The organism is Pseudomonas sp. MWU16-30322 (assembly GCF_020515535.1).
Taxonomy (GTDB): Bacteria; Pseudomonadota; Gammaproteobacteria; order Pseudomonadales; family Pseudomonadaceae; genus Aquipseudomonas; species Aquipseudomonas fluorescens_H.
Genome location: NZ_JAIWYL010000003.1, coordinates 466,416 through 478,588, shown reverse-complemented (window position 1 = coordinate 478,588; position 12,173 = coordinate 466,416). Strand labels below are relative to the sequence as shown.

Here is a 12,173-nt window from a genome sequence, read left to right as displayed (position 1 = left end):
ATTGGCTTCGTACCCACTTTATCGCCCTCCCAAGGAGCAACCCATCATGAAACGCCAATTACTGCTCAGCCTTACCCTGTCGATGCTAGCCAGCACTGCTTTCGCCCTGCCCGCTGCCGATCAGGCTACCCCACAAGTAAAAACCAGCCACTCGGTGTTCAGCCAGACTGTTGCTGCTGACGGCGGTGACCGCACTCCACAAGGTCAGACCCTGGCTGAAAACGGCCGCAATCGTCTGGAAGAAAAAGGCCTGGTACAAGATGGCTACGACAAGACTCCACAAGGTCAAGCTGTAGCAGAAGGTGGCCGTGACCGTCTCGAAGAGAAAGGTCTGGTTCAGGACGGTTCCGATCGCACTCCACTGGGCCAGGCTCTGGCCTCTGATGGCAGCGACCGCACTCCACAAGGTCAAACCCTCGCTTCCGACGGCAGCGACCGCACCCCACAAGGCCAGACCCTCGCTTCCGACGGTAGTGACCGCACGCCACAGGGCCAGACCCTCGCTGAAGGTGGTGGTGACCGTGTGATCGAACGCAACAGCGCTTTGAGCTAAGCCCATGGCGGCCTGGAAAAAAAGCCCGATCAGCCGATTGGGCTTTTGACTTTTTCAGCCCCGGCCAATCGCAAAAGCGCATTTCCCCCCGTTGACTTTCCCCCGACGTTCGACGCCAGCAAAGCCGATTTGCTAGAGTGCGGCGCTTGTCCCGCTCAAGAAAACGCCTTTGCGATGCTGCCCCGCGCCGAACAGAAACAACAGACCCGCAACGCCCTGATGGACGCCGCCCGCCATTTGATGGAAAGCGGCCGAGGATTCGGCAGCCTGAGCCTGCGCGAAGTGACCAAGACCGCCGGCATCGTGCCCACCGGTTTCTATCGGCATTTCGCCGACATGGACGAGCTGGGCCTGGTGCTGGTCAGTGAAGTCGGCCAGACCTTCCGCGAAACCATCCGCCTGGTGCGCCACAACGAATTCGTCATGGGCGGCATTATCGATGCGTCGGTGCGGATCTTCCTCGACGTGGTCAGCGCCAACCGTTCGCAATTCCTGTTTCTCGCCCGCGAGCAGTACGGCGGCTCGCAGCCGGTGCGCCAAGCGATTGGCCGACTGCGCGAAAACATCAGCGCCGACCTCGCGGCCGACCTGAGGCTGATGCCCAAGCTGCAACATCTGGACGCAGCCGGCCTGAGCGTGATCGCCGACCTGATCGTCAAATCGGTGTTCGCCACCCTGCCGGACATCATCGACCCGCCCGCCGAAGCCCTGCCGGAACATCTGACGCCACAGGCAAAGATCACCCAGCAACTGCGCTTCATCTTTATCGGTCTCAAGCACTGGCAAGGGCTGGGCAGTACCGAGTAACTTGCCTTTTTTCAAACACAACGCAAATCCCCTGTGGGAGCGGGCTTGCTCGCGAAAGCGGTGTATCAGTCAACAATAAAGTGACTGACCTACCGCTTTCGCGAGCAAGCCCGCTCCCACATTGGTTTTGCGCCGCCCATATTTGGTGCATGTAAAAATCTTCACGCACCAAAACCTTCCAAAACTCTGCAACATCTTGAAACATCCACTACGCTCCGACAGGGATTTCCTACATCTCAGCCGGTTGGCAAGCCCCTTGCTCTAGCCCTCTCTACAGTCCACTGCTGGAAGCTTTCCGATGCTGGTGATTCATCGCAGAATCGACCCTCAACCTGTCTGGTCCGCCGAGTTGCACCTGACCTTCGAAGCGCGGAGCAAGAGCCGTTTGCGCTGTTTCAGTGCCGATGGCGAAGACGTCGGGTTATTTCTGGAGCGCGGTCAGGCACCGTTATATGACGGCGAATGCCTGCAGGCCGAAGACGGCCGCATCGTTCGCGTCTGCGCTCGCCCCGAGCAACTGCTTCACGTCACCTGCGCCAACGCCTTCGAACTGACCCGCGCCGCCTATCACCTCGGTAACCGCCATGTCGCCTTGCAAGTCGGCGACAGCTGGCTGCGCCTGCTCGACGATTACGTGCTCAAGGCGATGCTTGAACAGCTCGGCGCGCAAGTCGAAGCGATTGAAGCGCCGTTCCAGCCGGAGCACGGTGCCTACGGCGGTGGTCATCATCATTCGCGGCATGGCGACGAGGACTTCAATTACGCGCCGAAACTGCACCAGTTCGGCGTTCGTTTATGAACCCAGCCTGGGCGCTGTTGCGCCTGGCCAGTCCGCAACTGCCGATTGGCGGCTACAGCTATTCGCAAGGCCTGGAAATGGCGGTGGATAACGGCCGCGTGCACAACCCGGACAGTGCCCGGCGCTGGATCAGCGATCAATTGCTGCTCAACCTCGCCCGTTTCGAAGCGCCGCTGCTGCTCGCCCATTGTCAGGCCGCTGCCGACGAAAACTGGCCCGAGTTGCTGCGCATCTGCGAAACCCACCGGGCCAGCCGCGAGACCCGCGAACTGCATCTGGAGAGCCGGCAGATGGGTTACTCGCTGCAGCAGTTGCTCAACGGGTTGCCGGAACTTGACGCGCCGGCCCGCAGCTTTCTTGAGCAATGCGCCGAACCGCATCTGGCCCTCGGCTGGGCACTGGCTGCCCGCGCCTGGCAGATCAGCCCGCAGGACGCCCTCGCCGCGTGGCTGTGGAGCTGGCTGGAAAACCAGCTCGCGGTGCTGATGAAAACCCTGCCGCTGGGCCAGCAAGCCGCCCAGCGCCTGACCAGCGAATTGCTGCCATTGCTGCAACAGGCGCAGCAGGACGCCAGCCAAATCAATCCCGAACACATCGGCAGCGCCGCGTTCGGCCTGTCCCTGGCGTGCATGGCGCATGAGCGCCAGTACAGCCGACTTTTCCGTTCCTAGGGCCCTGTTATCTTGGAGAAGCACATGAACACACAACCCCTGCGCGTCGGCATCGGCGGCCCGGTCGGTTCCGGCAAAACCGCGTTGACCCTGGCCCTGTGCCTGGCGCTGCGCGACCGCTATAACCTGGCCGTCGTCACCAACGACATCTATACCCGCGAAGACGCCGACTTTCTGGTGCGCAACGAAGCGCTGGCGCCGGAGCGGATCATCGGCGTGGAGACCGGCGGCTGCCCGCACACGGCGATCCGCGAAGACGCCTCGATCAACCTCGAAGCGGTCGATCAACTGAACCGGCGCTTTCCGGGGCTGGACCTGATTCTGGTGGAGTCCGGCGGCGACAACCTGTCGGCGACCTTCAGCCCGGAGCTGTCGGACCTGACCATCTACGTGATCGACGTCTCGGCCGGCGACAAACTGCCACGCAAGGGCGGGCCGGGGATCTGCAAGTCCGACCTGCTGGTGATCAACAAAATCGACCTGGCGCCGCTGGTCGGTGCCTCGCTGGAAATGATGGATAGCGACACCAAGCGCATGCGCAACGGCAAGCCATTCGTCTTCAGCAACCAGAAAACCGGCCAGGGCCTGGAAGACATCATCGCCTTCATCGAGCGCCAGGGCCTGCTGAACGCCGCCTGATTCAATGACCAACAAGGAAGCTTATCCATGACACTCAAACGCATTCTCGGCGCCGTGGCGCTGCTGCTGACCCCGGCCCTGGCCTTCGCCCACCCGGGCCACGGCGACAGCGGCTTGATCGCCGGCATCAGCCACCCGATCGGCGGCCTCGACCACTTGCTGGCGATGGTTGCAGTCGGCCTGTGGGCCGCGCAGCAGCAAGGCGCGGCACGCTGGGCGCTGCCCTGCACATTCGTCGGCACCATGCTGATCGGCGGCATGCTCGGTTTTGAAGGGCTGCAACTGCCGGCGCTGGAAAGCGGAATTGCGGCTTCGGTGCTGGCACTGGGCCTGGCCGTGGCATTGGCGGTGCGTCCGCCGCTGCTGATGGCGGTGGCCGCGACGGCGTTGTTTGCGCTGTTCCATGGTGTGGCGCATGGCCTGGAACTGCCGGACATGAGCAGCCCTTGGGCGTATGCCGCCGGTTTCGTCGCGGCGACGGCGGCGCTGCATGCGGCGGGTTATGGCCTGGTGCGTGTGTTGCCTCAAGCTGCTGCACCATTGGTGCGAGTGGCGGGGGCTGCTTCGGCGGTGACCGGTGCATGGTTGCTGGCCGGCTGATCTTTATCGCCTGAACCGGCCTCTTCGCGAGCAAGCCCGCTCCCACCCTGGATTTGCGGTGTACACAAAACCTGTGGGAGCGGGCTTGCTCGCGAAGGCGGACTGACAGACACCGCGTCTCATCAGGCCGTCGCTCTGCTACCATGTCGCGCAATCGCCCCAGCCGTGACGACGTCCGCCAATGCCCCATGCTTCCCGCTCCACCTCTCTGCCCGAATTGACCGCCCTGTTCAGCGACGTGCAACAGCACTTTCTGAACGTGATCGTGCCGCTCTGGCAAGGCCCGGGCTGGAATGCCGACATGGCGCTGCCCTACGAAGCACTGGACGCCGCACATCAGCCGCTGCCGCCGCAACGCTACCGGGCGATGGCCTGCGCACGGCAGCTGTACCTGTTTTCCAGCCTGATCGGGGTTGTGGATAACGCCGAGGTGCGCGCCGCCGCACTTTTCCGCTCGCTGCAACGGCATTTCCATGATGCCGAGCACGGCGGCTGGTTCTACAGCATCGACGCGCAAGGCAAGCCGCTGGATCAGCGCAAGGATCTCTACACCCACGCTTTCATCCTGTTCGCCTGCGCCCATTACTGGGCCAAGTCCCGCGAGCCGCTGGTGGAGTCCACACTCAACGCCGCACTGGAAGTCATCGCCCGGCGTTTCGCTACCGGCGATGGCTTGTACGAAGCGTGCCTGGACCGCGACTGGATCACCCTGCAAACCGGCCCGCTGCAAAACCCGCTGATGCACCTGGCCGAGGCGTTCCTCGCCACCCTCGCGGTACGTGAGGACGCGGCGACGCAGCAAGCGCTGGTGGAGTTATGCACAGCCATGCACAAGCAGTTCGTCGACCCGCAGCATGGCGTGCTGATGGAGAAACCGCTGGGGGCTGTGGATAACTGGTACGAGCCGGGGCATCAGTTCGAATGGTATTTCCTGCTCGAGTCTTCAGCCCTGCTGCGTGGTTCGAAACTGCATGCAGCGCTGGACCGGGCATTCGCTTTCACCGAGCAATTCGGCGTTGAACAACCTTCAGGTGCGGTGCGGGCGATGCTCGATCTGCAACTGGACGGTCGCCCGAAAGATTCGACTCAGCGGATCTGGGCTCAGGCTGAATACCTGCGCGCGCTGACCTTGCGTGCGGGCAGCGAAGCTACAGTGCTGCGCCAGTTGCAGGCGCTGCAACAGCGATTTCTGCATGTGAGCGGGTGGCATGAATGCCGGGATGAGCAAGGAGAGGTCAGCCGCAAGGACATGCCTTCGACGACGCCTTATCACTTGGCGACGTGCTACAGCGGTTTAGCCGAATATCTGCGTTGATTGAAAAATAGCTTTCGCGAGCAAGCCCGCTCCCACATGGGAATTTCGCCGAACACATAATCTGTGAACAGCTCGGATCCCTGTGGGAGCGGGCTTGCTCGCGAATAGCCGTTACACGGTCTCTAGGCAATCCACTTCTTGTCACCGGTAAAGCTGATGGTCAACCAGCGCGCCGCATCCGGCTCGCCGAGCTGCGCCGAGATTTCCTCACGCAACGCATCCAGCTGCCCCACGCTCTGCAGCCGGTAATCCGCCGGCAACACCACATGAATCTCGATGAACCGCGCCCGCCCGTGCTTCTGCACGTAGGTCACGTAATCGTCGAAACCATGCTCGACCTTTGCCGCCTCCATCACTTGGCGCACCTGATCATCCAGGGTGTCCGGGGCAATGCCCAGTACATCGCGCAACGCCGGGCCGATGATCTTGAACGCTGGTGGCAACATGGTCAGCGCCAGGACGATCAGGATCAGCGGGTCGACAAACTTCGCCCACTCGTCAAAGCCCTGGGCCTTGAGCAGCAACGCGGCGAGAAAACTGATCAACAGGCCGACCGAGAGCATCGCGTCCACCAGCCAGCTGATGTTGTCGAACTGGATCAGGCTCGACTTGAGCTTGCGATTGCGCCGACGCACATAGAAGAAGTAGGCGAACTCGACGACGGTGAACACCGCCGCATAAATGATCACCAAGCCCAGCTCGATCTCGCGGCCGCCGTTGATGATGCCGAACACACCGTTGAGAAAGGCATAGATCGCGATCAACAGCAGGAAGCTGCCTTCGATCAGCAGCACCATCGGCTCCAGATGCCAGAAACCGAACTGAAAACGGTGATTGCTTTCCTTGGCGATCAGCCGGGCGGTGATCAGCATCAGCACTTTGATGAACGTTGCGATCAGCGAGAAAAAACCATCGAAAAGGATGGATTGGGAACCTGAAACAAAACCGGTAGCGATCCCGGCAATCGACACCGCGAACATCAGGATGGTCGATTGTTTGAGCAGTGACTGCTCACCTCGGTTACTCACGTAGCCTCCTCTAAAAACCTTTGAACCGCGGGGTGCGGTGGGGTTTGTCGGAGATGAGTTTACCTTATTGGCGGTTTTGCCCGGTTTTGTGGCGAGGGAGCTTGCTCCCGCTGGGTGCGGAGCGCCCCCCGCTCTTCAGTTCAAAAAAACGGGCCTGCTGCGCAGTCCAGCGGGAGCAAGCTCCCTCGCCACAGGGTCCTACGCCTTGTTACGCTCGATCGCAAACCCGGCCCAGGTCTGGCTCACCGGCATCAGCTCCAGGCTGTTGATGTTGATGTGTGCTGGCGCGTTGAGTACCCAGAAGATGGTCTCGGCGATGTCCTGCGGCTGGATCGGCTCGGCCCCGGCGTAGGTCGCGTTGTAGCGTTCCTGGTCACCGGCAAAGCGCACCAGCGAGAACTCGCTTTCGCACAGGCCGGGCTCGATGTTGCTGACGCGCACGCCAGTGCCCTGCAGGTCGCAGCGCAGGTTCAGCGAGAATTGCTTGACGAACGCCTTGGTCGCGCCATACACGTGGCTGCCCGGGTACGGGTAGTTTCCGGCGATGGAGCCGAGGTTGACGATACCGGCGCCACGGCCGTGGGCGATCAAACGTGGCAACAGCAGACGGGTGCTGTACATCAGGCCTTTGACGTTGGTATCGACCATGGTGTCCCAGTCGTCGAGGTCGCATTTGGGCGCCGGATCGACGCCCAGCGCCAGCCCGGCGTTGTTGATCAGGCCACGCAGCTTGGCGAACGACGGCGGCAAATTGGCAATTGCCTCTTCCATCGCCTTGCGGTCACGCACGTCGAGCACCAGACCATGCACTTCGGTCTGCTTCGACAGATCTGCGCACAGCGCATTGAGGCGTTCCTCACGACGACCGGTCAGCACCAGTTTCCAGCCAGCCTCGGCAAAACGACGGGCACAGGCTTCACCAAAACCGGACGTCGCGCCGGTAATAAACAGGGTGTTGGACATCGTGTTCTCCTTGCATCGACCGCCGTGCGGTCATTGGAATGGACAATCAGCAGGCAGCATGCCCGGCCCCGCTTTAACCGGCAACCACCGAATCCTGCTCATTAATTGATCAATGGCCGCCACACCATATGCACCGTGGCCTGTAGCCATGTGCACGCATGTTATCCACAGCCCCTTCCACAGTTTCCGGGGGCAAGTGAAAAAGCGTAAAGCCGCGCCACACAAGGCTTTGCGGGCGAAATAGAAAGTTTTTTGCTTGACCCTGATCTGGCAGTTGTGCCGGTGATGGCATTCTGCACGACTGCACGGTCACAGCAGTGTTTGCGCGAGGCCAGTAATCACGGTGCTCCGCGCGGTCTTTCCAGAGTTTAATCACAGACTTATCCACAAGCTTGCGCACATGGAATTGCCGATTCTGCAGCGGCCATAAAAAGGTTGACAAAGGCGTCTATCGTTATCGCAAAAGCACCTGATCAAAAAACAATCACCACGCTACAAGCCACGGTTCCAATGGCCTGCAGACAGCTACACCCACGTTATTCACAGCCAGCTCCACAGCAAACGGGGACAAGTCGAAACTGTGGAAAAACAGCCATTTGCAGCGTCTATATGTCGCGCTTTGGCAGGTGTGGGAATTTGTTTTCCACAATTCTGAAATCTGGCGTAGATCAACTGTGGGAGCGGGCTTGCTCGCGAAGAGGGTGTGCCATCAAACACGGTGTTATCTGACACACCCTCTTCGCGAGCAAGCCCGCTCCCACAAGGGACTTGTGCTGGATTTGAGATGTAAAAAGCCCCGGGACTTTCGTCGCGGGGCTTGTGGACAACGCATGAAGAATCAGTGCCCGCCCAGATAAGCGTTACGCACCTCCTCATTCACCAGCAGCTCTTTACCAGTGCCAGTCAGGCGAATCTCGCCGTTGACCATCACGTACGCCCGATCCGACAGCTTCAACGCATGGTTGGCGTTCTGCTCGACGAGGAAAATGGTCATGCCGGTTTTCGCCAGTTCCCGCAGGGTGGCGAAGATCTGTTTCACCACGATCGGCGCCAGGCCCAGGCTCGGTTCATCGAGCAGCAGCAGTTTCGGCCGGCTCATCAGCGCACGGGCGATGGCGAGCATTTGTTGCTCGCCGCCGGACATGGTCATCGCCCGCTGGGTACGGCGTTCTTCGAGCCGTGGGAACAGCTCGAACATGCGCTGCATGTCCTCCTTGGCGTACTTGTCGCCAATCGGGATGGTGCCCATCAGCAGGTTCTCCTCGACGGTCATGTCGGGGAACACCCGCCGTCCTTCCGGCGACTGCGCGATGCCGTTGGAGGCGATGTAGTGCGAGGACTTGTGGGTGATGTCGACGCCCTGATAGAGGATCTGCCCGCCCGCCGCGCGCGGCTGGCCGAAGATCGACATCAGCAGCGTCGATTTACCCGCGCCGTTGGAGCCGATCAGGCTGACGGTCTCGCCTTCGTTGATCTGCAGCGACACGCCTTTGAGGGCCTGGATCGGGCCGTAGAACACGTCCAGGTCTTTCAGTTCGAGGATCGGTTTGCTCATACCAGCTCCTCTTCGTCGGCGCCCAGGTAGGCGGCAATCACTTTTGGATCATGGCGGATCGCGTCAGGCCCGCCTTCGGCGATGACCACGCCGTGATCCAGCACCACGATGTGGTCGGAAATGCTCATGACCATGCCCATATCGTGTTCGATCAGCACCACGGTCAGATCATGCTCGTCGCGCAGCAGCCGGATCATCGCGCTCAGCGCTTCGGTTTCCTGAGGGTTGAGGCCGGCGGCCGGTTCGTCGAGGCAAATGATCTGCGGCCGCGTGCACATGGCCCGGGCGATTTCCAGACGGCGTTGCTGACCGTAGGACAGTTCACCGGCCAGACGGTTGGCGCAGTCCACCAGATCGACCACTTCCAGCCAGTAGAAGGCGCAGTCCAGCGCATCGCTTTCGGCCTTGCGGTAGCCCTTGGTGTTGAGGATGCCGGCGAGCATGTTGCGGTTGACCCACATGTGCTGCGCCACCAACAGGTTTTCCAGCACCGACATTTCCTTGAACAGGCGAATGTTCTGGAACGTCCGGGCCAGGCCGGCGCGGTTCACCAGGTGCGTACCGCCGAACATCTTGTAGTACAGGCGACTGAGGAAGCTTTTCGGCGACACGAAATCAGTCGGCTTGAACGATTCGCCCAGCAGCTGGATGACGTTGGTCTGCTTGCCGCGCACGTTGAGTTCGATCTTGCCGCCGGAGGCCTTGTAGAACCCGGTCAGGCAGTTGAACACCGTGGTCTTGCCGGCGCCGTTGGGGCCGATCAGGGCGAAGATCGAGTTGCGTTTGACCTTGAGGCTGACATCGCTCAAGGCCTTGATGCCACCGAAGTGCATCATCAGTTTTTCCACAGAGAGTACGACTTCACTCATGGCGCAGTCCTCTCATAGTGAATGGCACCTTTGCGTGGAGTGACCCCGGTACGGCTGATGCGGATCAGCCCGCGTGGTCGCCAGATCATCATCAACACCATCAGGATGCCGAACAGCAGCACGCGGTATTCGGCGAAGCCGCGCAGCAGTTCCGGGGCAACCGTCAGCACGAACGCTGCAATCACCACGCCGATGGTCGAGCCCATGCCGCCGAGCACGACGATGGCGAGGATCAGTGCCGATTCGAAGAAGGTGAACGAGGTCGGGTTGACAAAGCCCTGGTAGGTGGCGAAAAACACCCCGGCCAGGCCTGCAGTCGATGCACCGATGGTGAACGCCGAGAGCTTGACCAACACGTGGTTCAGGCCCATCGAGCGGCAGGCGATTTCATCTTCGCGCAGGGCTTCCCAGGCGCGACCCACCGGCATTTTCACCAGACGATGCTTGATGTACAGCACGGCCAGCACCACCAGGAACAACACCGCGTAGATGAAGTAATACTTCACGTCCGGGTTGTAGGCGATGCCGAAGAACTCATGGAACGGCACCCCGCCATCCTTGGCCCGTTTGCCGAATTCCAGACCGAAGAACGTCGGCAGTGGCGCCGGCATCCCGTTCGGACCGCCGGTCAGTGACAGCCAGTTGTTGAGGATCAGCCGGATGATTTCACCGAAGCCCAGGGTCACGATCGCCAGATAGTCACCGTGCAGACGCAGCACCGGGAAACCGAGGATGCAGCCGGCCAGGCCCGCGGTGATCGCCGCCAGTGGCAGCACGGTCCAGAAGCCCAGCCCGAGGTATTGATAACCCAGCGCCAGACCGTAGGCGCCGATGGCGTAGAACGCCACGTAACCGAGGTCGAGCAGGCCGGCCAGACCGACCACGATGTTCAGCCCCAGCCCCAGCAGCACGTAGATCAACCCGAGGATGACCACGCCCAGCAGGTACGAGTTGGAGACAAACGGCACGATGACCGCGAGCACAATCAGCAGCGGGATGATCCAGCGCAGCGAGGATTTATGATCGGCAGGCAGTACGTGTACACCGGAACCGGTGCTCTCGAATCCGTCGAGAATCTTCAGGCCCCTGGGCGTTTGCAGAAACAGACTCAAGGCAAAACGGCCGATCATCACGATGCCGATAAGCCACGCGACGCGGGTCGGCTCAAGATTGAAGCTGTAGCCTTCGAGCACGACGCCGACAATCGGGCCGAACACGATCAGGGCAATAAGGCCGGCCAGAATCGCCTCAACCAGACTTTTTTTGATATCGATGGATTTTTGGGTGGTTGAAGACATCGCTTACACCTTCGACACAAGAGGACGGCCCAACAGACCCTGAGGCCGGAAGACCAGAACAAGTACGAGCAGCGAGAAGCTGAACACGTCTTTGTAGTCGGAGTTGACCAGGCCCGAGAACAGCGACTCGGAGATCCCGAGAATGATCCCGCCGAGCATCGCGCCGGGCAGTGAGCCGATCCCGCCAAGCACGGCGGCGGTGAACGCCTTGATGCCGATGACGAAGCCTGCGTAGAAGTCGAACGTGCCGTAGTTCATGGTGATTAGCACGCCGGCCAGGGCCGCCATCGCTGCACCGATGATGAACACGTAGGAAATCACCCGGTCGGTGTTGATCCCGAGAATCGAAGCCATCTTGCGGTCTTGCTGCGTGGCGCGGCACATGCGGCCGAGCTTGGTGTACTTGATCACGTAGGTCAGCAGGCCCATACCGACGAACGCGGCGACCAGAATGAACACCTTGGTGTAGGTGAGCTGGACGAAACCTGTGCCGACGTCGATGCGCCAGGCACCGGTGAGCAGCGTCGGAACACCCTGTTGGCGGGCGCCCTGGCTGATCTGGGCATAGTTTTGCAGGATCAGGGAGATGCCGATGGCGCTGATCAGCGGTGCCAGTCGGGTGGAGTTGCGCAGAGGTTTGTAGGCGACGCGTTCGATTACCCAGCCATAGACGCCGGTGACGACGATGGTGAAGACCAGCGTGCCGAGCATCAACAGCGGGAAGGATTCGATACCGAAGTAAGCCAGCAGAGCCAGACTGATTGCCGCGAGGTACGCGGAAATCATGTAAACCTCGCCGTGGGCGAAGTTGATCATGCCGATGATGCCGTAGACCATTGTGTAGCCGATGGCGATCAGGCCATAGACCGACCCGAGGGTCAGGCCGTTGACCAGTTGCTGCAGGAAAATACCATCCATAACGCAATCTCACGCAATGAGAACCTGCCCACCGGAGCGGGCGGTTCTTCTAGGAAAAATACAGATTTACGTCGGAGTAACGTCAGAGCGCGATCAGCCAGTCACCACCGCCCCTTGTAGGAGTGAGCCTGCTCGCGATAGCGGATCAACATTCAACA

At 60.7% G+C, this 12,173-nt stretch carries 13 protein-coding genes; 7 read left to right on the top strand and 6 right to left on the bottom strand.

Going from position 1 to position 12,173, the window contains the following annotated elements; genetic code table 11:
• Positions 1–46 precede the first annotated feature (46 nt).
• From LCH64_RS07960 to LCH64_RS07930, 7 genes are all read left to right on the top strand, one after another.
• Entirely contained in the window at positions 47–553 is a 507-nt protein-coding gene (locus LCH64_RS07960) for a hypothetical protein (protein ID WP_003221182.1), read from the top strand.
• A gap of 174 nt (positions 554–727) precedes the next feature.
• A complete protein-coding gene (locus LCH64_RS07955) occupies positions 728–1,360 on the top strand; it encodes a TetR family transcriptional regulator (RefSeq protein ID WP_045122272.1) in 633 nt (210 codons plus the stop codon).
• A 298-nt stretch (positions 1,361–1,658) separates the two neighbouring features.
• Positions 1,659–2,159: an urease accessory protein UreE gene (gene ureE / locus LCH64_RS07950; protein WP_226499915.1), complete on the top strand. Its 501-nt coding sequence runs from the start codon at positions 1,659–1,661 to the stop codon at positions 2,157–2,159.
• A complete protein-coding gene (locus tag LCH64_RS07945; RefSeq protein ID WP_103522242.1) occupies positions 2,156–2,830 on the top strand; it encodes an urease accessory protein UreF in 675 nt (224 codons plus the stop codon). Before ureE ends, LCH64_RS07945 begins: the two co-directional genes overlap by 4 nt.
• Positions 2,831–2,854: 24 nt before the next feature.
• Positions 2,855–3,469 (top strand): urease accessory protein UreG, encoded by a 615-nt coding sequence (gene ureG / locus LCH64_RS07940; RefSeq protein WP_003221176.1) that lies wholly within the window; start codon positions 2,855–2,857, stop codon positions 3,467–3,469.
• Between the two features lie 27 nt (positions 3,470–3,496).
• The gene (locus tag LCH64_RS07935; protein WP_103522241.1) at positions 3,497–4,069 is read left to right on the top strand and encodes a HupE/UreJ family protein; all 573 of its coding nucleotides are present in this window, start codon (positions 3,497–3,499) and stop codon (positions 4,067–4,069) included.
• Between the two features lie 181 nt (positions 4,070–4,250).
• Positions 4,251–5,384 carry an AGE family epimerase/isomerase gene (locus LCH64_RS07930; protein WP_226499914.1) on the top strand — a complete coding sequence of 378 codons (1,134 nt, stop codon included), beginning with the start codon at positions 4,251–4,253 and terminating at the stop codon, positions 5,382–5,384.
• Positions 5,385–5,506: 122 nt separating this feature from the next.
• On the opposite strand, the gene LCH64_RS07925 is transcribed toward LCH64_RS07930, so the two are convergent.
• From LCH64_RS07925 to LCH64_RS07900, 6 genes are all read right to left on the bottom strand, one after another.
• On the bottom strand, positions 5,507–6,412 hold the full coding sequence (locus tag LCH64_RS07925; RefSeq protein ID WP_103522239.1) for a cation diffusion facilitator family transporter: 906 nt from the start codon (positions 6,410–6,412) through the stop codon (positions 5,507–5,509).
• Positions 6,413–6,610: 198 nt separating this feature from the next.
• Positions 6,611–7,375, bottom strand: coding sequence for an SDR family oxidoreductase (locus tag LCH64_RS07920; protein ID WP_226499913.1), 765 nt, complete (start codon positions 7,373–7,375; stop codon positions 6,611–6,613).
• Positions 7,376–8,213: 838 nt separating this feature from the next.
• Positions 8,214–8,930 (bottom strand): ABC transporter ATP-binding protein, encoded by a 717-nt coding sequence (locus LCH64_RS07915; RefSeq protein ID WP_047600666.1) that lies wholly within the window; start codon positions 8,928–8,930, stop codon positions 8,214–8,216.
• A complete protein-coding gene (locus LCH64_RS07910; RefSeq protein WP_103485078.1) occupies positions 8,927–9,799 on the bottom strand; it encodes an ATP-binding cassette domain-containing protein in 873 nt (290 codons plus the stop codon). Before LCH64_RS07910 ends, LCH64_RS07915 begins: the two co-directional genes overlap by 4 nt.
• A complete protein-coding gene (gene livM, locus LCH64_RS07905) occupies positions 9,796–11,097 on the bottom strand; it encodes a high-affinity branched-chain amino acid ABC transporter permease LivM (RefSeq protein WP_003221162.1) in 1,302 nt (433 codons plus the stop codon). Before livM ends, LCH64_RS07910 begins: the two co-directional genes overlap by 4 nt.
• Positions 11,098–11,100: 3 nt before the next feature.
• Positions 11,101–12,015, bottom strand: a complete 915-nt coding sequence (locus LCH64_RS07900; protein ID WP_003221160.1) for a branched-chain amino acid ABC transporter permease — start codon at positions 12,013–12,015, stop codon at positions 11,101–11,103.
• Between the last annotated feature and the right edge of the window lie 158 nt (positions 12,016–12,173).